The sequence below is a fragment of the Candidatus Tisiphia endosymbiont of Melanophora roralis genome (genome assembly GCF_964026575.1).
Classification (GTDB): domain Bacteria; phylum Pseudomonadota; class Alphaproteobacteria; order Rickettsiales; family Rickettsiaceae; genus Tisiphia.
Map to the genome: position 1 here is coordinate 475853 of NZ_OZ032161.1, position 20738 is coordinate 496590.

At 34.0% G+C, this 20738-nt stretch carries 20 protein-coding genes, 1 tRNA gene and 1 pseudogene; 18 read left to right on the forward strand and 4 right to left on the reverse strand.

All coding sequences use genetic code 11. The features are described 5' to 3' along the window. Positions 1-141 precede the first annotated feature (141 nt). The 16 genes and pseudogenes from murC to mgtE all read left to right on the forward strand — a co-directional run bounded on the left by murC (position 142) and on the right by mgtE (position 17403). Positions 142-1626, forward strand: coding sequence for a UDP-N-acetylmuramate--L-alanine ligase (murC, locus tag AAGD53_RS02335; RefSeq protein WP_341763129.1), 1485 nt, complete (start codon positions 142-144; stop codon positions 1624-1626). Between the two features lie 405 nt (positions 1627-2031). Further along, positions 2032-2919, forward strand: coding sequence for a UDP-N-acetylmuramate dehydrogenase (gene murB, locus AAGD53_RS02340; RefSeq protein ID WP_410521113.1), 888 nt, complete (start codon positions 2032-2034; stop codon positions 2917-2919). After that, positions 2912-3874 carry a D-alanine--D-alanine ligase gene (locus tag AAGD53_RS02345; protein WP_341763130.1) on the forward strand — a complete coding sequence of 321 codons (963 nt, stop codon included), beginning with the start codon at positions 2912-2914 and terminating at the stop codon, positions 3872-3874. The genes murB and AAGD53_RS02345 overlap by 8 nt, the downstream gene beginning before the upstream one ends. After that, positions 3871-4665, forward strand: a complete 795-nt coding sequence (locus tag AAGD53_RS02350) for a cell division protein FtsQ/DivIB (protein ID WP_341763131.1) — start codon at positions 3871-3873, stop codon at positions 4663-4665. Before AAGD53_RS02345 ends, AAGD53_RS02350 begins: the two co-directional genes overlap by 4 nt. 5 nt (positions 4666-4670) lie before the next feature. Further along, positions 4671-5909 (forward strand): cell division protein FtsA, encoded by a 1239-nt coding sequence (gene ftsA, locus AAGD53_RS02355; protein WP_341763132.1) that lies wholly within the window; start codon positions 4671-4673, stop codon positions 5907-5909. A gap of 251 nt (positions 5910-6160) precedes the next feature. Next, the gene (locus tag AAGD53_RS02360) at positions 6161-6808 is read left to right on the forward strand and encodes a dienelactone hydrolase family protein (RefSeq protein WP_341763133.1); all 648 of its coding nucleotides are present in this window, start codon (positions 6161-6163) and stop codon (positions 6806-6808) included. Between the two features lie 101 nt (positions 6809-6909). Further along, entirely contained in the window at positions 6910-8298 is a 1389-nt protein-coding gene (gene ubiB, locus AAGD53_RS02365) for a 2-polyprenylphenol 6-hydroxylase (RefSeq protein WP_341763134.1), read from the forward strand. Continuing rightward, the gene (gene xth / locus AAGD53_RS02370) at positions 8295-9086 is read left to right on the forward strand and encodes an exodeoxyribonuclease III (protein ID WP_341762101.1); all 792 of its coding nucleotides are present in this window, start codon (positions 8295-8297) and stop codon (positions 9084-9086) included. Before ubiB ends, xth begins: the two co-directional genes overlap by 4 nt. Before the next feature lie 49 nt (positions 9087-9135). Further along, positions 9136-9429 (forward strand): nucleotidyltransferase domain-containing protein, encoded by a 294-nt coding sequence (locus AAGD53_RS02375; protein WP_341747307.1) that lies wholly within the window; start codon positions 9136-9138, stop codon positions 9427-9429. Beyond that, the gene (locus tag AAGD53_RS02380; RefSeq protein WP_341762103.1) at positions 9416-9823 is read left to right on the forward strand and encodes an HI0074 family nucleotidyltransferase substrate-binding subunit; all 408 of its coding nucleotides are present in this window, start codon (positions 9416-9418) and stop codon (positions 9821-9823) included. Before AAGD53_RS02375 ends, AAGD53_RS02380 begins: the two co-directional genes overlap by 14 nt. A 638-nt stretch (positions 9824-10461) precedes the next feature. Then, positions 10462-11151, forward strand: a complete 690-nt coding sequence (locus AAGD53_RS02385; RefSeq protein WP_341763135.1) for a DUF2278 family protein — start codon at positions 10462-10464, stop codon at positions 11149-11151. 292 nt (positions 11152-11443) lie between these two features. Continuing rightward, the gene (fumC, locus tag AAGD53_RS02390) at positions 11444-12826 is read left to right on the forward strand and encodes a class II fumarate hydratase (RefSeq protein ID WP_341763136.1); all 1383 of its coding nucleotides are present in this window, start codon (positions 11444-11446) and stop codon (positions 12824-12826) included. A gap of 93 nt (positions 12827-12919) precedes the next feature. Next, a pseudogene (gene ftsZ / locus AAGD53_RS02395) lies at positions 12920-13892 on the forward strand (cell division protein FtsZ); the annotation flags it as partial. A gap of 536 nt (positions 13893-14428) precedes the next feature. Next, positions 14429-15298 carry a TIGR01459 family HAD-type hydrolase gene (locus tag AAGD53_RS02400; protein WP_341763138.1) on the forward strand — a complete coding sequence of 290 codons (870 nt, stop codon included), beginning with the start codon at positions 14429-14431 and terminating at the stop codon, positions 15296-15298. 358 nt (positions 15299-15656) lie between these two features. Further along, positions 15657-15741 (forward strand) — tRNA-Leu (locus AAGD53_RS02405). Positions 15742-16032: 291 nt separating this feature from the next. Then, positions 16033-17403 carry a magnesium transporter gene (gene mgtE, locus AAGD53_RS02410; RefSeq protein ID WP_341763139.1) on the forward strand — a complete coding sequence of 457 codons (1371 nt, stop codon included), beginning with the start codon at positions 16033-16035 and terminating at the stop codon, positions 17401-17403. Between the two features lie 199 nt (positions 17404-17602). Here mgtE and AAGD53_RS02415 read toward each other — a convergent pair whose 3' ends face one another. Then, positions 17603-17983, reverse strand: a complete 381-nt coding sequence (locus tag AAGD53_RS02415) for a hypothetical protein (protein WP_341762580.1) — start codon at positions 17981-17983, stop codon at positions 17603-17605. Between the two features lie 39 nt (positions 17984-18022). Next, positions 18023-18211: a hypothetical protein gene (locus AAGD53_RS02420; protein ID WP_341763140.1), complete on the reverse strand. Its 189-nt coding sequence runs from the start codon at positions 18209-18211 to the stop codon at positions 18023-18025. A gap of 276 nt (positions 18212-18487) precedes the next feature. Here AAGD53_RS02420 and AAGD53_RS02425 point away from each other — a divergent pair, with 276 nt between their 5' ends. Continuing rightward, on the forward strand, positions 18488-18793 hold the full coding sequence (locus tag AAGD53_RS02425) for an HU family DNA-binding protein (RefSeq protein WP_341752074.1): 306 nt from the start codon (positions 18488-18490) through the stop codon (positions 18791-18793). Between the two features lie 128 nt (positions 18794-18921). Next, positions 18922-19161 carry a membrane protein insertion efficiency factor YidD gene (yidD, locus tag AAGD53_RS02430; RefSeq protein WP_341762207.1) on the forward strand — a complete coding sequence of 80 codons (240 nt, stop codon included), beginning with the start codon at positions 18922-18924 and terminating at the stop codon, positions 19159-19161. A 69-nt stretch (positions 19162-19230) separates the two neighbouring features. On the opposite strand, the gene blaOXA is transcribed toward yidD, so the two are convergent. Together blaOXA and AAGD53_RS02440 are read right to left on the reverse strand one after the other, a co-directional pair. Next, positions 19231-20019 (reverse strand): class D beta-lactamase, encoded by a 789-nt coding sequence (blaOXA, locus tag AAGD53_RS02435; protein ID WP_341763141.1) that lies wholly within the window; start codon positions 20017-20019, stop codon positions 19231-19233. A 7-nt stretch (positions 20020-20026) separates the two neighbouring features. Then, entirely contained in the window at positions 20027-20731 is a 705-nt protein-coding gene (locus AAGD53_RS02440; RefSeq protein ID WP_341763142.1) for a cyclase family protein, read from the reverse strand. Positions 20732-20738: the final 7 nt, after the last annotated feature.

Consider the following 20738-nt stretch of genomic DNA (forward strand, 5'->3'; position numbering starts at 1 on the left):
GAAGAACCCTGAAGACGACAACGCAATTCTTAATTTTCATCGAGTATACTCAAATCAATCGAAATTTTTTCTTAAAAGCTTGACCTTTGGTTAAAAACTGATTATGCAAGAGATAAACAACTATAACTATTATTATATAAAATGTTTTTATTAGAATTAAAAAAAATAAACGGAACTCTTGATACGATGCATTTTATAGGTATCGGAGGAATCGGTATGAGTGGCATTGCCGAAATACTCCATAATCTTGGATATAAAGTACAAGGTTCTGATATAGTAGAAAATTATAATACCAAAAGACTAGAAACTAATGGTATTAAGGTTTTCCTTGGTCATCAAGGACAAAATGTCACTAATGTTTCATATGTAGTAGTATCATCAGCTATAAATAAAGATAACCCTGAAATTCAGGAAGCCTTACATAGAAAGATACCAATAATTAGGCGGGCTGAAATGCTGGCTGAATTAATGAGGCTAAAATGCTCTGTAGCAATTTCTGGCTCACATGGCAAGACTACTACAACATCACTCGTTGCTTGTTTATTTGAAGCTGCTGGGCTTTGTCCGACTTTAATTAATGGTGGTATTGTTAATAGTAAATCTACTAATGCCTATCTTGGGTCTGGGAATTATCTGATAGCCGAAGCCGATGAGTCTGATGCAACTTTTATTCGTGTGCCATCAACGATTGCGGCAATAACTAATATCGATCCTGAGCATCTAGATTTTTACCATAATTTTGATAGTTTAATTCAAGCTTTTAGGAGCTTTATAACTAATTTACCATTTTATGGCTTTGCAGTTGCTTGTATTGATCATAAAGTTGTTAGAAATTTAGTAAGTAGCATCTTTGAGCGTAAAATTATAACTTATGGCATAGACTCAAATGATGCTCACATACAAGCCTTTAATTTGAATTTCGATATTACATCATCAACTTTTGATGTGCGAATTAACCTACCTAACGTACATGGTATAACAATTATAGAGCGGATTACCTTACCTACCCCAGGGAGACACAATATCCTTAATGCTCTTGCTGCTATAGCGATAGCTGTGGAACTTGATTTTGGTATTAAAATCATTAAAAATGGATTTAATAGTTTTAAAGGGATCAAACGCAGATTTACTAAGGTAGCCGAATATAACAGTGCTACCATAATTGATGATTATGCTCACCATCCAGAGGAAGTAAAAGCTACACTTGCTACAGCAAGAAACATTGCTAACAAGCAAAATAGTAAGATTATAGCAATCTTCCAACCACATAGGTACACAAGAGTTAAATATTTGTTTGATGATTTTTTGACTTGTTTTGTTGATGCTGACCAGGTGTATATCACGGATATATATGCTGGCGGTGAACAGCCAATAGATGGTATAACAGGAAAAAGTATAGTGGATGAAATCAGCAATACTAAATCTCATCCAATGGCAGCCTTTATCGAGGATCACAAAGATATAGCTAAAATTATTATTAGTGAAGCTATGCCAAATGATATAATAGTAATGATGGGTGCTGGGAGCATTTCTGCTTGGGCCAATGATTTGCATCAGCAATTTACGCGAGAACGTCATTGCGAGGAGCCGCGAAGCTCGAACGAAGCAATAGATAAAAGTGATTAAAAATGGATTGCCACGACCACTACGTGATCTCGCAATGACGTATAGGCGTCAACTTAGGAGCGTAATGATTGAACATGTATAAACAAATTAAACACAGCCGTCATCGCGAGGCATCGTTAGATGCCGTGGCGATCCAGATAAACAGCGAAGCTGTTTTTTAGAGTAACGCTTCGCGTATCTTAGATTGCCGCGTCGCCGCTTGCAGCGGCTTCTCGCAATGACGTTTAGGTTTAATTTACTTATACATGCTCAATCATTACGCTCTTAAGTTGACACCTATGCGCAATGACGTATAGGGAAACTATATTCACTAACTTTCAACAGTTGCGGCATCTAAAGAGCCTTGCTATGATGATTATAGAAAAATGTAGGGTATTATGGTATTAAGGGAGATATTTTATAATTATGAAATTACCTAAGACTGTTGGTGAATATAGAAATAATTACAATTTAAGTCATCTAACTTGGTTTAAAGTTGGTGGATCAGCTGAAGTCTTGTTTAAACCATTAGATGTACAAGATTTAGCAAATTTTGTATCACAAAACCAACAACAGAGGTCAATAACTGTTTTAGGGGCTGGATCAAATATTATCATTAGAGATGGTGGTATAGATGGAGTTGTAGTAAAACTTGGTCAAAATTTTACTAATATAGGATTTCAAGGCGATAACAAATTGTCAGTGGGAGCTGGTTGCCTGAACTATAATTTGGCAAAATTCTGTCAAAGTCAAGCAATTACCGGGTTTGAGTTTTTGGTTGGTATACCGGGTACTATAGGTGGTGGAGTGGTTATGAACGCTGGGGCGTATGGTTCAGAGTTTAAAGATATCATAATAGCAATTGAAGCAATAGACTCTAGAGGAAATTTTATCCTAATCCCTAACGAAAAGATAGGTTTTAAGTATCGTGGTAATAATTTACCAAAAGATTTGATTATAACTAGGGCTATCTTTAAGGCAACTATTGGGGAGCGAGAGATGATCCTAGCAAAAATGGATGAAATAAATAAAAATAGGCTAGCAACCCAGCCGATTAAAGAACGGACGAGCGGCAGTACATTTGCTAATCCAGAAAATCATAAAGCATGGCAACTAATTGACAAGGCTGGTATGAGAGGATACAGAATTGGTGGGGCTTCTATGTCGCAACTACATTGTAATTTTATGATAAACCATGGTAATAGCTCTGCTCGTGATTTAGAAGATCTAGGTGATCTCGTTAAAAAGAATGTATTTGAAGATAGTGGAATTAGTCTAGAATGGGAGATTAAACGAATAGGAAAATATGCATAAATATCATACTAGCTTTATTGCGAATTCTAAGGTTACCATATTGAGTAATAAAGGGAAAAAGCACGTGGCGCTAATAGGTGGCGGTATGTCGGCTGAACGAGAAATTTCTTTAGTATCATCTTCTGCAGTTAATAAAGCTTTGGTAGATAGTGGATATAAAGTTACTTTTATCGATATGGGAGTAGATATTGCATCAGTACTTTTGCAGGTAAAACCTGATGTAGTTTTTAATTGTTTACATGGCACTTATGGTGAAGATGGTTGTCTTCCTGGCTTACTAAATATCCTACGGATTCCTTATACTCACAGTGGCGTTCTTGCTTCTTCTTTAGCATTTAGTAAAACACATGCAAAAGTATGGTTTGTTACCAATGATATTAAGATAGCCAAGAATATTGTAGTTAATAAATCTGATAATATTACCAACGACCCTATGCCAAGACCGTACGTTATAAAACCTATTACACAGGGATCAAGTATTGGTGTTGAGGTGATATTTGTTGAGGATGATTTTAACTTTGCTGATTATGATTTTCCTTATGGTGAAGTAATGATTGAGGAATATATTAAGGGGAGAGAAATGCAGGTCGCCGTTTTAAACGGTGAAGCCTTAGGGGTATTGGAAATAAAACTCCTAAAACGGCGGTTTTATGATTATGATACTAAGTACACAGAAGGGTTAGCACAGCATTTATGCCCAGCTCCATTACCACAGAATATGTATAATAAGTTACTAGAAGAGTCTGAAAGAATATATAAAATCATGCATTGCCGAGGTGCAATTAGAGCAGAGTTTATTTTGGATGAAAGCACAAATGAATTTTTTGCTCTAGAAATTAACACTCATCCTGGTATGACCCCTTTATCGATTGTACCAGAAATAGCTGCTTCACAGGGAATAGATTTTTGCTCGCTAATTGAAAAAATTTTAGAAACAGCAAGCATTGACCCATGAAAAAGAATAAGATGTTTAATAAGAAAAAAAAAGCTAATATACCGCTGCGACGAAAGATTGGAGTGGTGTATGTTAGGGTGGTATTGTTTATTAAAATTATCCTAGTAGTTTTTCTTTCTTTATTTTTCTTCACCAACTATTTTACTTCTGTAAAACAAGAAATTGCCCAATATATTTACGAGTTCACTTCTGATCTTGGTTTTAGGCTTGAAAATGTTTTAATAGAAGGGCAATATAATATTCAGGAAGAAGATATATTGGCTACTTTAAATGCCGATAAGGGTACAGCTATTTTTTCTTTAGATTTGGATTCAATAAAAAGTAATTTAAGACGCAATCCTTGGATTAAAAATGTCTCAATTATTGAGAGAAGATTACCTAATACTCTTTACATAAGACTAATTGAGAGGATACCCATTGCTATTTGGCAGATTAACGGGCAAATTTTTCTTATTGATCAAGAAGGATATAAAATTACCAATAATATAGGTAGTTTCTCTAATCTTTTGCATGTTGTGGGATCGGATGCTAATATTTATACTAGCAAATTAATTCAGGATTTAGCTAAACACCCTGAATTAGCTAAAAAAATTATCTCTTCTGTACGTTATGGAGGAAGACGTTGGGATTTAAATCTAGAGCAAGGTATTACTGTTAAAATGCCGGACTTAGGGTTTGAACATGCTTTAGATTATCTTGCAGGATTGGATATGAAAAATATATTATTTAATCAGAACTATAAAATTATAGATTTACGAGATTCGACTAAAGTTTATATGGAAAAATATTAAAAATTATGAAAGCCAAATTGTCTAACTTTGTTACTCTTGACCTTGGCAGTAGTAAAATAGCTTGCATTGCGGCATATATTGACAAAAGAGAGGAAGCAAAAATAATAAGCCAAAATCTGTATTACTCAAAAGGCATTAAATCAGGAGTTATATTAGATTTAAAAGAGGCAGAAAATAGCATAGTCGGGGCGATTTATGCATTAGAAAAAGATTGCGGTAAAAACATAAAAAAAATAACTATATCACTAACAGGCTATGGCACTAAGTCTTATTACATAAATAATAAAATAAAACTTTCTAATCAGCCAATCTCACAGCAAGATATCAAAAAACTTATCAAAAAAGCCCTATTGGAGTTCAAGCTTAAAGACCAAGAAATTATTCATTATTTTCCTATAGAATTTATTCTTGACGATAATAATGCTATTGAAGATCCAGTTGGGATGTTTGGCAAAGAATTAGGGTGTGAATTACATATTATTACAGCAAATTCTAATATGCTGATGAATATTACCAATTGTTTTGCAAAATGTCATGTTGAAATAAATAATATTATATTAGCAATTTACGCTTCGGGAATTGCTTGTCTTTCAAAAGATGAAAAAACTCTTGGCTCTATTATAATTGATATGGGTGCTAGAACTACCTCATTTGGTGTATTCGTCTCAGGTAAATTACTATATACAAGCTACATAGATATAGGTAGCTTTCATATTACATCTGACATAGCAAAAGTCTTTTCAGTAAGCCTTGATATTGCAGAAAAACTTAAAATTCTTCATGGTAATGCTATGCCATCTTCTTTTGATAAAGATAGTGTTATTAGTTTAGAAGATTCTGAAATGGAGATTCCTGATAGCGGCAGACCAACAATTACTTCAAAATATCTTGCATCTGTTATTAATCCAAGAGTAGAAGAAATATTATTGATGGTTCAAGCAGAATATGACAGAGTTGTTGCAGGCAATATGATCGCTTATCGCATTGTTATTACCGGCGGTGGGGCAATGCTCCGAGGAGTAAAAGAACTGGCAAGCAAAATTTTTGAAAAACAAGTACGAATTGGTAAACCAGAGGTCTTACCAGGTTTTGCTGAAGATTATAATCCCCATATATACTCCACTTCTATAGGTATGGTAAAAAATCAATCTTTAAAAATACAAAAAAATAATTTTAATATTAATGATAATAACGATACTAGTTGGTTTAAAAAATTTCTAATTTGGTTGAAGGAGAATATTTGAAAAGAAAATGCCTAATACTCGATAATCAAGTTTTTTAGAATTATTAAAAAATACGTCTATTAGCGAGGAGGCATGAGCCGACGAAGCAATCCACAAAAAATATAATAAGTAATTTGGATTGCAGTGTCGCCACTAAAGTGGCTTCTCGCAATGACGTTTAACTAAAAGTTGTATGCATCTTACTAATTTTGTGTGCATCGTCTAGGTTAACGGGGTGTTACCCCTGTGGAAACTTTTTAAGAGCTTAAAAAATGATTAAAAATGAAATATTATCTTACCCAGAAGTAAAAAGTTTGAATGGTCAATGTAAAAAGCTTGTTGTATTGTTACATGGGCTTGGTTCAGATGGGCATGACTTAATAAGCTTAGTTCCCTTTATATCTAAGGAATTGCTAGATTGTCATTTTATTTCGCCGCATGGAGTTGAAAAATTTGATAATGCACCGTATGGTAGACAATGGTTTAGTCTAAATGATCGTACTCCTTATGTAATAGGGGAATTAGTTGCTAAAAATAGTGGTTTAGTTACAAAGATAATTCAAAAAAAACAAGCTGAACTAAATTTAACTAATAAAGATACTATCATAATTGGTTTTTCACAAGGCACTATGATGGGACTGTATTTAAATTTGGTACAAAAAGAGCCTTTTGCTTGTGTGGTAGGATTTTCTGGTAAATTAATCGCCCCATTAGAATGTATCAATAAAACTACGCCAGTTTGCGTAATACATGGCGAATTAGACGATGTGGTTGATGTAAGTAGCATGGACGAGATAATAGAATATTTACAGAAATATAATATTGATCATAGTAATTACAAGATACCAAATCTTATGCATTCTATTGATGATAGGGGACTACAATTTGCCGTCAAGTTTATAAATACTAAAGCACAGTAAATTGTAATACAACGTTTTTTTAAGTACTTAATCCCAAGGAATTTAGCGGATGTTTTACTGCTTAGGCAAGTAGCTTAAAACTTCAAATCATTTGAGTATATATGATTAGCTTATTATTGAATTTTTTATATATATTAAGAGTGGTAAGCAAGCAGCAAATACTGACTTATCCTGGTATAATAAGATTACCATCTAGGTTAAAAATTCTTGGCTGGGTGATAACCATAGTAGTTTATCCAATTGGTCTATTTAAAACACCAAAAGATGATTTTGCTATAAGGTTAACTGATTGTTTTAAAAAATTAGGTCCTGTTTATATAAAATTTGGCCAAACTCTTTCCACAAGACCGGATCTTATAGGAGTTAAGATTGCCAGTTATTTGCAGTCTCTTCAAGATAAGTTGCCACCTTTTAGTAGTAGTATAGCACGAAAGATTATTGATGAGTCTTTTGGTCAAAGTACCGATGAGTTATTCTCCGTCTTTGAGGATATACCAATTGCAGCAGCTTCGATTTCTCAAGTACACAGAGCTAAGTTGAAGTCTGGTGAATTCGTTGCAGTAAAAATATTACGCCCGAGAATTCATCATACATATAATAAGGATATTAAACTTTTATATATTCTTGCTAAACTAGTAGCAAGAATATTTATAAAATTTAAAAGACTGCAACCAGTAGCGGTAATAGATGTATTTAATACTACTATGAAATTTGAGCTTGACTTACGTTTAGAAGCGGCGGCAGCTTCAGAACTCTCTGATAATCTGCAAAATGATGTTGATATATATATTCCTAAAGTTTATTGGCAACTGACTCATGAATATATAATAACCACAGAATGGGTAGATGGAATATCAATTTATGCTCGAGATAAGCTTATAGAGCAGGGCTTAGATCTAACTAAAGTAGCCCAAAGATTTGCTACAATATTTTTTAACCAAGTATATAGAGATGGCTTCTTTCATGCAGATTTACACCCCGGCAATATTTTAGTTAGGTCGGATGGTAGCATAGTGTTACTAGATTTTGGTATTATGGGTAGGTTATCTGATAAAGATAGAATGGCAATTGCTGAAAGCCTATTTGGTTTTTTAAGTAGAAACTATAAGTTAGTAGCACTTGTCCATCTTAGGGCTGGTTATATTCCTCAGAATACCGATCTTAATCTTTTTGCTCAAGCGTGTAGAGCGGTGAGTGAACCGATTATGGGATATGTCGTCAAAGATATTTCTATAGGTAGGTTACTTGCACAATTATTTAAAATCACCGAAGATTTTGGCATGGAGGTACAACCACAATTGCTATTATTACAGAAAACTATAGTAGTAGTAGAAGGGGTAGGGCAGCAGCTTGATCCAGAAATTAACGTATGGCAGCTTATAGAACCATGGATCAAGAAATGGGCAGCTAAGAATCTTAGCCCAGAGGCGAAAATTCTAAGAATTTTAAAGCATGTTGTAGTGGAAATATTGGAGAGATTTAATAAATGAAAATAGTAACTTGGAATATTAATTCGGTACGTTTGCGACTTAGTTTGCTCAAAAAGCTAATTGATGAACATCAGCCTGATATTATATCACTGCAGGAGATTAAAACAATTAATGAACTATTCCCTTACCAAGCTATTAATGATATGGGCTACCAGCATATATATTGTTCAGGAGAGAAGTCTTATAATGGAGTAGCAATTTTATCAAAATTTCCTTTTACCAATAAATTCATTCTTGAATTGTATAATAGCAATAAAAGGCATGTAGCAGTAGAAGTTTTAGGTATTGAGATACATAATTTTTATGTACCGGCTGGTGGTGATATAGCTGATGTAAATGTTAATGAAAAATTTAAACATAAATTGGCATACGTAAAATTAATACAAGAATGGTTAACCAATAATCGGAGTAAAGATAGTAAGATTATTATAACGGGAGACCTAAATATTGCCCCTCATGAGCATGATGTATGGTCTAGCCGTCAATTACGTAATGTTGTTAGCCATACAGACATAGAGCGTTCAACTCTGTTGGAATTACAGGCTTCCTTAGGTTTTATCGATAGTAGCCGCTATTTCATACCGTATAATGAAAAATGTTATACTTGGTGGAGTTATAGAAATATAGACTGGCAAAAATCTAATAGGGGACGTAGATTAGATCATATTTGGACTAGTTCTAACTTACAAGATAAGATGCTATCTGTCAGCTCCTTATCAGAAGCTAGGAATTGGCTTATGCCCTCTGATCATGTACCTTATTTTTTAACATTGGGGAGTGTTGGGTAAAAGGTAAATATGATATATAATAAAAAAACAAAAAGTATGGAATTAATAAATGAAAGTTCAGGATTATAAATTTTATAACGATTTAATATCACAGATTGTGGTTGAGGAAGTTTGGTTATTTGGTTCTAGGGCAAGGAACGATAATCAGGATAGAGCAGATATTGATTTAGCTATAGTATGTCATAATGCTACTACTAAGGATTGGTTGAAATTACAAGAAATTGTTGATAATGCTGATACACTCTTAAAAATAGATTGTATAAGGCTTGACGAATTAGAGGATTCATCAGACTTAAAATTATCTATAATACGAGAAGGGGTGAAATTATATGAAAGATCCTAAAATAGAGTTAGGTTTTTCAAAGCTAAGTAGAGCTTTAATATCTTTAGAAGATATTGTATTTAAGCCCGTGCTAGAAGATCGAAGTAATATAGATGCTACCATTCAAAGATTTGAGTTTACAATAGAACTATTTTGGAAATTATTAAGGGTAATTCTTGAAAGCAAAGGAGTAGAAGTGCAATATCCTAAAGATGTTTTAAGAGAAGCATTTAAAGGACATCTGATTGATCATGAACAAGAGTGGTTAAAAATGCTGCTAGATAGAAATATTACCTCTCATACTTATGATGAGCAGCTAGCGGATAAAATTTATAATAATATTAGATCTTACATTCCCACATTAAGAAGTACATTTGATAAGTTGAACTTTCTTAATCACTCACCTTACGCATAATCCCCATGGCAATTTAAAAGTTATAGGAAAAACAGCCTAGCGTCATTGCGAGGAAGCATAAGTCGACGAAGCAACCCATTTTGGTTACTTTTTGGATTGCTTCGTCGACCTACGGTCTTTTCGATAATAGACGTTGACCACATACAACTTTTAAACTGCCCTGCCTAAAACCGCTTCCTCTTCGAACTTTCGACAGTTGTGGATCGTAGGTAACCTCAGTTCGATATAAGAATTAATTAATTCTTATATCGATACTTGCTTTGTTATAAGGAAAAATGCACTCTTGAAGCGGCTGACGCGAGTGCATTTTAACTTTTTTCATCATTCAATATGTGATTTTAATAATTAAAATCACATATTGAATGGAGTATTATATTTTAACAATCAGGTGGGCAGCCGCTTCAAACCTGATTGTTTCTATCTTGTGAAGTGGGGACAAGTATTACTTCAAAAGATTGCCACGACGCCGCTTCTTGCTAATAGACAGTTAAGGAAAAACTTGATTATCGAATTATAAGTATAATATAGTAGGAAAAAGAGTCAAGTAATTTAAATATAAAGAATTTAAAATACGGTAGCACTTCACAAGCTTCTATAGTAGAGTGAGCAAATCTACTCTGTATAAAAAGGTTATTAGTATGTTAAAAAATTATTCGTGTTTAAAGGGAATCGTATCACAGGATTTAGAAGATCATATAAAACACACAATGACTCATCATAATCTTATAGTACAAGCTAATGGATTAGACTATCAAGTAAATATAGATACTCAGTCCGATTCGATATCTAATGTTAAGGTGTACTATACCGATCAGTTTAGTAATGAACTATTAACTAATTTAAATAAACTAGGAAATGAAGGATTGTTTAGTTTGGATAAGTTACCTAGCACTTCTAGGCTTGATTATCTTCGTAGTGGAATTTTAAAAGTAGCTGATTTAAAGAATATACTACCAAAATCATGGCAAGAAATATCAGCTTTGTTAGACCAATATCTTATATGTGGTGCAAAAGTGTGTATTTTAGGTGAATCGTATTATAATAGTGAAACAATACAAGAGATACCTTATGGCTTACATCTAAGACAAACATATAATCATCTACCTCCTAGAGGTATACATGATATACATATGAACCAAGGTACTTCTTTAATGATGTCGCAAAGTAAAAATAATGGTATTTATCAAGATGGAGCTATATTTGTAGAAACGCCTGATAACACAACTATGGCTTTTTTCTTTAAGTTTGCTGAGCAATCTTTAGTTACTGATGATGCAGGCAATCCTTTGAATGAAGAAGGTAAGTCAAAAACTTGGGCAGATGAATAACGCGAATTCGGGATAACAGGTTATCCCAAATTCGGCTGTATATATAGAAACAATCAGGTTTGAAGCGGCTGCCCACCTGATTGTTAAAATATCATTTGCGTTCAATAGATGATTTTAATTATTAAAATCATCTATTGAACGGTAAAAAAGTTAAAATGTACTCGCGTCAGCCGCTTCAAGAGTACATTTTTCTTTATATCACAGCTAATTCGGGATAAGAATTATAATTCTTATCCCGAATTAGGGTGAATAGACTCTTAATACAGATAGGTAGGAAAAGGAAAAGATTGTTATGAAAAATTATAGAATTGAAACTGATTCATTTGGAGAAATTAAAGTAGATGATCAATTTTACTGGGGTGCGGGAACTCAAAGGTCTCTTGAAAATTTTAAGATAGGTAATCAAAAAATGCCTATCCAATTGATTAAGGCACTGGCAATTTTAAAAAAATGTGCAGCAAAGGTCAATAAGGAATTAGGTGATCTTAAGCCTGAAATAGCAGAATCAATAGATCAAGCTACCACTAGAATATTAGATGGGGAATTTGATGTTCAATTTCCTTTAGTAGTATGGCAGACCGGGTCTGGTACACAGACTAATATGAATATGAATGAAGTAATCGCCTCTATTGGTAATGAACAGCTAGTAGGTAAAAAGGGTGGTAAATCACCAATTCACCCCAATGATCACGTGAATATGGCACAATCATCCAACGACTCCTTCCCAACTGCTATGCATATAGCAACCGTACTTGCTAGTAAGCAACAATTGATTCCAGCCTTAACAAGTCTGCATTCGGCGTTAAATACCAAAGCTCAAGCTTGGAATAAAATAGTTAAGATAGGGCGTACTCATCTGCAGGATGCTACACCTATAACTCTTGGACAAGAATTTTCTGGATATGTAGCACAAGTGGCATATGCTATAGAACGGGTTGAAGAATCACTAAAAAGAGTATATTTCTTGGCACAAGGTGGCACTGCAGTAGGTACTGGTATTAATTGCCGTAAAGAATTTGCGATAAAATTTTCTGATAAAGTTGCCTCATATACTAACTATCCGTTCAAAAGTGCTGCTAATAAATTTGAAGCACTAGCTACTCATGACGCATTAGTAGAATTCTCTAGTACCCTAAATACTATAGCGGTAAGTTTAATGAAAATTGCTAATGATATTAGACTGCTCGGATCAGGGCCAAGATGTGGTTTTGGTGAATTACATCTACCAGAAAATGAACCTGGTTCGTCAATTATGCCAGGTAAGGTCAACCCAACACAAATTGAAGCATTAACTATGGTTTGTGTTCAGGTCATGGGAAATAATCTTGCAGTAACTGTAGCCGGATCAAACGGTTGTCTCGAGCTAAATACTTTTAAGCCTGTTATAATATATAATATTTTGCAGTCAATAGACTTAATGTCTTCTAGCATCAATAGTTTTGTTACACACTGTATTGATGGGCTAGTACCCAATATAGAACGTATTAATAAGCTCAGAGAACAATCGCTAATGTTAATAACAGCATTAAATCCACATATAGGCTATGATAATGCAGCAAAGATTGCAAAAAAAGCCTATCAAGAAGGCATAACTTTAAGAGAAGCGGCTATAAAATTAAATTTTTTATCAGGTGAAGAGTTTGATAGCTTAGTGCTAGCAGAAAATATGGTATAATTAGGGTGATGCCTATAAGTATATTTTTTGGTGGAAATTTTTGTATTCTTTACTATACTAACAACAATTTAATTTAACAGGTAGAGTATTATTATGGCTTTACATTTCAAAGCACCAGAGAATATAGTTCTTAAACCAGTTATTACAGTATTTGGTGTTGGGGGAGCTGGTGGTAATGCGGTAAATAATATGGTACTTGCAAAATTACAAGGAGCAAATTTTGTCGTTGCTAATACTGATGCACAATCACTGGAACATTCTTTATGTGATAATAAAATACAGTTAGGAGTTGCTATTACTAAGGGTCTTGGAGCTGGTGCATCTCCAGAGATTGGTGCTTTAGCCGCTGAAGAATCAGCTGACGAGATTAAAGGATACTTAGAGGGTAGCAATATGGTGTTTATCACTGCCGGGATGGGTGGAGGCACTGGTACAGGTGCTTCTCCGGTCGTTGCAAAGATAGCCAAGGAACTAGGAATTCTTACTGTCGGAGTGGTAACTAATCCTTTTCATTTTGAAGGAAAGCATAGGATTAGAACTGCCGAGCAAGGTTTACTAGATTTACAGAAATTTGTTGATACTTTGATAGTAATACCGAATCAAAATTTATTTCGTATAGCAAATGAGAGTACTACATTTGCAGATGCCTTTAAAATGGCAGATGATGTATTACATGCTGGAGTTAGAGGGGTTACTGATTTGATGATCATGCCAGGGCTTATCAATCTAGATTTTGCCGACATTAGAACGGTGATGAGCGAAATGGGTAAAGCTATGATGGGTACTGGGGAATCCTCTGGCGAGGATAGGGCAGTTAAAGCTGCTGAAGCAGCTATCTCTAACCCATTATTAGATCATAACTCAATGCGTGGTGCTAGGGGGGTTTTAATTAACATTACTGGTGGTACGGATATGACATTATTTGAAGTTGATAGTGCTGCTAATAGAATTAGAGAAGAAGTGGGTGATAGCGATGCTAATATTATTTTCGGCTCTACGTTTAATCCAGAATTAAATGGTGTTATTAGAGTATCGGTAGTTGCTACTGGTATTGATGCTGATCACTCAATAAGTAGCAAATCCCAACCTATTGAATTAATAGCAAGTACTACTACGAGTTCTGAACAGATGGATAGTCAGTCCAATTCGATAGAAACAACAATATTAGAAGAAATTCCAGATTTTGCTCAATATACTGGCGAAAAGCCTAGTTTAGTGGATTCTGAAACACAACATTTAAATTTAAGTGTTCAAGCAACATCAATTGATATGCTAAATCAGCAAACTATAAGCAGTAATGATGCAAAATCATCTTTACTAAGTAGAATGTGGAATTCACTCAGATCTAATACTACTCAAACTCAGGAGCAAATAAAAAAGCCTACACCGCCTATTCCTCAGAAGGATAATATAGAAGTTGATATCCATGATATTCCAACCTTTCTAAGGAAACCAAAATAATTTGTTAACATAATTTATTTTTTTATGAGAGATTTTTTAGGGTGGGCTTTTAAATTACCCTACAATTTTTAACAAATATATTTTACTAAAAATATCTATTGTCTATTATCATCAGATTATCCTATAAGTATAGTGTGTAAAATGACAAAACTAGATTTTAGACATATTTCATCTGTAATAGATGATTATGATGTTTTTTTATTTGATCTTTGGGGAGTGGTAGTAGAAGGTAACCAAATTTATCCCGGAGTAGTTGACAATATTAACAAGATACTTAAACAACAAAAGAAAGTTTTTTTTGTTACTAATGCCCCACGCAACACATTTTCCTTATTTACCAAAATTAACAGCTGGGGCATTAACGCAACGAAAGAAATGATTATTAGTTCTGGTGAAGTAGCAATTGATATGATACTAGAAAGTGATAAAAGATTTGGTATAAAAAATCCTATAGTTTATCATCTTGGTCAAGAAAGTAATGATCTTATGGAGGGATTACAGACACCTACCACCACAAACATAAATGAAGCTAATATTTTGCTGTTAACGCTTTATCGTGATGAAGAAAAAAATTTAAATTTAGATGAGTTTGACGATTTATTAAAAACTGCAGTTAAAAGAAACATGATTAGCATATGTGCAAACCCAGATCTTGGAATTAGGCAACAAGGAGTACAGAGATATTGTGCTGGATACTTTGCTGCAAAAATAAAACAATTTGGTGGTGAAGTAATTTTTACCGGCAAACCCTATATAGAAATATATCATAAAGTATTAAACCAATTACCAAATATTGCATTGAAACGTATTCTTATGATAGGCGATACTTTCTATACTGATATTTTAGGGGCAAATAAAGTAGGAATTAATTCAGCTTTAGTATTAACAGGTAATGCTACAAAGTTTCATAACCAGTATCATACTATTGAAGAAAAAATGTACCATTTGGAAATTGCAGCAACTGAGCAAGAAGTAATGCCAAATTTTGTTATTCAATTGACTGCAAATTGACTCGGATACTTGAATACTTTGAAGAATTGGCTCTTGCAAATACTTGCGGGGTATTCGCCCACAACTGTTGAAAGTTAAAAAAAACCGTCTATATGACAAGATTCATGGATTGCCGCGCTCACGTATGTTCGCTCGCTAATAGACGGTTTTTTAACTTTCAACAGTTATGCATTTTACCTAATTCGGGATAAGAATTGACAAATTCTTATCCCGAATTCGCGTATTTTCAAATCCAATTCGTAGGATCATTCGAGTATATATATTGATATTAGTAGAATAATTTGTTATATACACTATTTGGATTAACCAAAATTATTTAGGCTACAGGAATAATTTTATTAAAAACTTATTATTAATTGCGGTCGTGGCGAAATTGGTAGACGCACAGCTTTGAGGGGGCTGTTCTTAACAGAGTGGAAGTTCAAGTCTTCTCGACCGCACCAGTTTTCTATATACTCTCAACTTAGTTGTCTTATAAAACCTAACATGTTAGAATACAAGTGACTCATCCTTCTTGGCTATTGAGGGTACTTTTAGAAAATTCAGTATATATACTCAAATCATTTGAGTATACTCGGTGAACTTCAAGAATTAAGGTCGTCGTATCTAAAAATCGAAGCTGCTCCGTTACTCATGTATGCTCTGCTGCTCGACTTTGCTACTGCCTAGCTCTTCTTGAAGTTGACCTTCGTACTAACTCTTGAAATCATAGCAGTATACTCAAACGAGGAGTTATGCAAAATCAATCAAAAAATATGTTGTCGGTTCATCAAAACCAATTTGACGAAACATTTGAGCATATTAATAATCTTCTGAATAATGATGAATTTGGCAAAGCAATAGAGATTATGAGTAATCTACACTATGCAGATCTTGCAGATGTTTTAGATAATATAAATCAGAAAACATATAAAACAATTCTTCCTTTGTTACAGGATACACTAAAGCCTGAAACTTTAGTACAACTTAGCGTGAACAGTAAACCACTTATAATGCAAATTTTAGGTGTACAGAAAAGTGTACAGCTAATTAATCAACTTGCTATAGAAGATGCTGTTGAAGTTATCGAGGATTTTGATGATCTAACAAAAGAAATGATCTTAAATAATCTCAAAGCAGAAAAAAGACAGCAAATTATAGAAGGCTGTACTTACCCAGAAGATACTGTTGGTAGGGTAATCGAAAGAAATTTTGTGTCATTTCAAGAAGATTGGACAGTAGCCACGGCTATAGATTTTATTAGACACAAACATATAGCACAAGATTTTCATGCTGCTATTGTACTCGACAGTAAATACCGACCTATAGGTAGTATACTTCTAAGCACTTTACTTAAGTATAAAGGGGATAAGTTAGTAAAAGATCTTATGAATCCTGAATTTAAAATTACCGATGTATTTACTAATTTAAGTGAGTTAAGTTTTATTTTTAAACAATATGCTCTAACAATTGTACCAGTGGTGAATAAAAGTGGCAAGTTGATAGGTACTGTTTCAATAGATAGTATGCTTTACATCATTGAACAACAAACAGAAAAAGATATAATGTCACTCGGTGGCGTTCATACTCAAGATACATTTTACAATCTATTTTATACTGTGAGACATAGATTCCCTTGGTTATTTGTCAATTTAATTACTGCTTGTATGACATCGATAATTATTAACCAGTTTAGTACTACAATCTCAAAACTTATAACACTAGCAGCTATTATGCCTATTGTTGCTTCTATGGGAGGGAATGCCGGCACACAAGCCATGACAGTGACAGTGAGAGCACTTGCCAACAAAGATATTCACCATAATAACGTGCTGAGAGTGATTCTTAAAGAAATAGCTGTATGCGGATTTAACGGCTCTATACTGGCCTTAGTTGGGGCGCTATTAAGCTTAGCCATGCTTTCTGATCCAAATCTTAGCTTGATTTTTTCCATAGCCGTTATCCTAACTTTTCTAATTGCTGGTCTTTTTGGCTCAGTAATACCAATTACTCTACATTATTTAAATATTGATCCCGCCACTGGCTCAGGTGTATTCTTAACCACCATAACTGATTCATTTGCATTTTTTACCTTTCTTACTTTAGCTTATACCTTTTTGGTGTAAACTTGCCTTGTGATTATCGAGTTTAATTTAAAGTGCTACAAGAAGTATTGAAGTATTAGTTACTCACACCTTACGCATAACCCCCATGGCAATTTAAAAATTAGACTTCTTTCGAAACTCTACTTCTGCTGGTGATTTGTACGTGATACCGGTACTCTGCTCCTCACGTACATTAGAGTCACACTACTGGACAAAAAGGTTAGGTTGGTTGCACAAAGTGTAACTTAAACAATTTTATGATTAAGGAATCAAAAAATTGCTTAGAACGACTATAAGCTTGTTTAATTGATCTTATACCTAACTGTAGTACAGAATAACTCCTACATCCTAGCGTTTTCTTCATTTTTATCGGTTGCTCTTGCTCTCCAATTGCTCCTATTTTTATTGCCATTGCATATGCTATAAATAAACATTTTATAAAATTCTCTAATCGCACTTTACTCTTTATATGCGTATCTTCCATTCTAAAACCATTACTTTTGCACCCTTTAAAGGCTGCCTCGATATCCCATCTCTTGAACGTATTTAGTCTTGAATCTTTCATCTCAAAATGATTATATAGTAATTCGGCTAGTAACATAGAGTACCACAGATTTTTTTGTGTTCAATCTAAAATACTCTATTTACTAGCTCTTGCAACCACCCCATCTCTTTTGTCCAGTAGTGTGACATTAGAGTACGCTGCGGGTCGAGGTTCCGCGTCTCCTTCAAATCCCTCAGCATAAGCGAGTTTCGAAAGAAGTCTATTGTAGAAAAGTACAAGACGTCTATTAGCGTCACCGCTTTGCGGCTCTTCGTTAATAGACATTTATGCATTTTAAAACAAACTTTTCTATCATTATTTGTGGCTTTTAAATTGCCCTGCTTGAATGCTTATATGATGATGCTTGACAACCAGTAACAACAAATAGATATCTGTGTTAATAATATCAAAAAGAAACGTAAAGTGAAAATATTTTATAATATAGATAACTTTAATAGCTAATAATTATTGATTTACAACATCTATATCTATATCTTTACCTGATAGGCAAGCTATCATTAGCTGAATTAAATTAAACTAACTCACTTAAAGGAAAAATTTATGCACAAAGGTGAATTCATTGATTATATAGCAAACCAACAAAATTGTACTAAAGTTGAAGCTGAAAAGATTATAAATACATTTACCAATGCAGTTACTTCTATTCTTGCTGAAGGTAAAGACGTAATACTGATTGGCTTTGGTAAGTTTTACTCTAGTAAAGTAGCAGCTAGAGCTGGCAAAAATCCTAGAACTGGTCAGCCTCTTAAAATTGAAGCTTACGTTCAACCTAAGTTCTCTGCTGGTGAAAAACTAAAATCTGCCTGCAATGGACGTAAAGACTCAAAACCAAAAACTGCAAAGTAAGTAATATACTAAAACGATTTGAAGAATTGGATTTGAAAATATCATGGGTTCGCATGCTCACCATTCATTTTCAAATCCAACTCGTAGGATCATTTGAGTATACTCTTTTTGAGGTAACCATGATCAAAATGAAACATCGCTTTAATTTGTTACTCATACTTATTAGATTTTATCAATTCTTTATTTCCCCCCTACTTGGTGATAATTGTCGTTTTGATCCATCATGTTCAGAATATGCTAGATCAGCAATAAGAATGCATGGTAATATTAAAGGATTATGGTTATTTATTAAGAGAATAATTAGGTGTAATCCTTTCTGTCAAGGAGGATATGATCCTGTGCCTAATACTACCCAACCTGAAAATTAATTAGAAAAGTATAGAGCTACTCATAAAAACAAAATCTTCACGAAAGCTAATTTTTCAAATCATTTTTGCTCAGTCTTTAATCAAATGTAGTAATTTTTCTTTTGCCTCTTCTTTAGCACGTAGGCTTGCATAAGTGTCTTGCTTACTGTCATCTGTAATATGGTTTACAAATACAATAGTCCTATTATCTTTTTGAATCCAACCAACAAACCATCCTTGCTGGAGGTCTAACTTCTTAGTTCTATTTTTATTAAGCTGAGAACCGTTGCCTGTTTTCCCATAAAGTTTCCAGCCGCTTGGTAGTTCCTCCACAAAGAGTATATTTTTTGTCATTTCATGAGCTTTAAGACTTATTGGTAATTTGTTATCAATAAGATTCTGTAAGAACACGACTTGCTCTTCAGGTGAAATTTCCAACGAACTGGATAGCCATGAATTCGTTAATCCATTGTTTTTACCTTTATCACCTGAAACATTTTGATTCCCATAGTTAAATTTTATAACATAGTCTTTGAATTTACTCATCCCAAGCTTTTGCGTCAAAACTTGAGAATACCAAACACAACTATTTTGCATCCATGTTGTTGGATTGTGGGGTTGTTTCCACCTGTCAAGCCAATCTACATAACCTTCTTTAAATGGTAACTCAGGATGAGTCTCATCAACTAGCAATCCTTCTTCATATCCCATTAAACTAATGGCGATTTTGAACGTTGAGCAAGGTGCATAGCGTGATGCACAATCACCTTCTTGTTTGATAGTTTTATCATTTTCTTTAACCAAAAAGCATTTGGTATCTGCCAGTGAGGATGTATTAAACAATAACCCTATGCTTAAATAGAAAATAAGTTTTTTCATTATACCCTCAAAAATTTAAATTTGTTTCTTCTTTTATTAAGCCAATAAGCCTTATCGGAGCTTCTGTTGCCCCTCTTACCTTAATTGGTAGAGCTAAGATACAGCTTCCTGTTATAGGTAGATTTGCCAAATTAGCAACATTTTCAACAATATATTTGCCATTGCCCAAAAACAATTTATGAACGGGAAATCCATCTGCTGGCCTGTCTGGTGACAAAGTGTCAATACCAAGTCCGCACACACCTCGTTTTGTCAGTATCTCCGCTGCTTCAACTGATATAGAAGGAAAAACGTGATTATTGCTATACTTTCCCGGATCACTCCAAAACTTTTCCCATCCTGTTTTGATCATCACAAAACTTCCCTCATTGATCATTCCGTATTGTTCTTCAAAATGTTCAATGTCCGTTAGGCTTAGACTATAACGCTCATGACAAGAGCTTGATACATCAATAACAACACAAGGAGCAACCAGCTGCGATAATGGTATTTGGTCAATGGTAGTACTACTTGGAATACAGTGTGCTGGTGCATCCATATGTGTACCAATCCCGGCATGCATTTTGAACTGCTGCACGCGAAATTCTTCATTCTGTCGGCAGTCAGAATAATCCAATTTAACCTCAATATTAACCCCACAACCTCCACTCCACGAAGGAATCTGCTCATCAAGAGTGTGTGTAAGATCAATAATTTTGTATGGAAAAATCATGACTATC

Excerpts from the sequence above, each read along its gene's own strand:
- murC (WP_341763129.1), top strand. The coding sequence starts at position 142 with ATGTTTTTATTAGAATTAAAAAAAATAAACGGAACTCTTGATACGATG.
- murB (WP_410521113.1), top strand. The coding sequence starts at position 2,032 with ATGAAATTACCTAAGACTGTTGGTGAATATAGAAATAATTACAATTTA.
- AAGD53_RS02345 (WP_341763130.1), top strand. The coding sequence starts at position 2,912 with ATGCATAAATATCATACTAGCTTTATTGCGAATTCTAAGGTTACCATA.
- AAGD53_RS02350 (WP_341763131.1), top strand. The coding sequence starts at position 3,871 with ATGAAAAAGAATAAGATGTTTAATAAGAAAAAAAAAGCTAATATACCG.
- ftsA (WP_341763132.1), top strand. The coding sequence starts at position 4,671 with ATGAAAGCCAAATTGTCTAACTTTGTTACTCTTGACCTTGGCAGTAGT.
- AAGD53_RS02360 (WP_341763133.1), top strand. The coding sequence starts at position 6,161 with ATGATTAAAAATGAAATATTATCTTACCCAGAAGTAAAAAGTTTGAAT.
- ubiB (WP_341763134.1), top strand. The coding sequence starts at position 6,910 with ATGATTAGCTTATTATTGAATTTTTTATATATATTAAGAGTGGTAAGC.
- xth (WP_341762101.1), top strand. The coding sequence starts at position 8,295 with ATGAAAATAGTAACTTGGAATATTAATTCGGTACGTTTGCGACTTAGT.
- AAGD53_RS02375 (WP_341747307.1), top strand. The coding sequence starts at position 9,136 with ATGAAAGTTCAGGATTATAAATTTTATAACGATTTAATATCACAGATT.
- AAGD53_RS02380 (WP_341762103.1), top strand. The coding sequence starts at position 9,416 with ATGAAAGATCCTAAAATAGAGTTAGGTTTTTCAAAGCTAAGTAGAGCT.
- AAGD53_RS02385 (WP_341763135.1), top strand. The coding sequence starts at position 10,462 with ATGTTAAAAAATTATTCGTGTTTAAAGGGAATCGTATCACAGGATTTA.
- fumC (WP_341763136.1), top strand. The coding sequence starts at position 11,444 with ATGAAAAATTATAGAATTGAAACTGATTCATTTGGAGAAATTAAAGTA.
- AAGD53_RS02400 (WP_341763138.1), top strand. The coding sequence starts at position 14,429 with ATGACAAAACTAGATTTTAGACATATTTCATCTGTAATAGATGATTAT.
- mgtE (WP_341763139.1), top strand. The coding sequence starts at position 16,033 with ATGCAAAATCAATCAAAAAATATGTTGTCGGTTCATCAAAACCAATTT.
- AAGD53_RS02415 (WP_341762580.1), bottom strand. The coding sequence starts at position 17,983 with ATGTTACTAGCCGAATTACTATATAATCATTTTGAGATGAAAGATTCA.
- AAGD53_RS02420 (WP_341763140.1), bottom strand. The coding sequence starts at position 18,211 with ATGTCTATTAACGAAGAGCCGCAAAGCGGTGACGCTAATAGACGTCTT.
- AAGD53_RS02425 (WP_341752074.1), top strand. The coding sequence starts at position 18,488 with ATGCACAAAGGTGAATTCATTGATTATATAGCAAACCAACAAAATTGT.
- yidD (WP_341762207.1), top strand. The coding sequence starts at position 18,922 with ATGAAACATCGCTTTAATTTGTTACTCATACTTATTAGATTTTATCAA.
- blaOXA (WP_341763141.1), bottom strand. The coding sequence starts at position 20,019 with ATGAAAAAACTTATTTTCTATTTAAGCATAGGGTTATTGTTTAATACA.
- AAGD53_RS02440 (WP_341763142.1), bottom strand. The coding sequence starts at position 20,731 with ATGATTTTTCCATACAAAATTATTGATCTTACACACACTCTTGATGAG.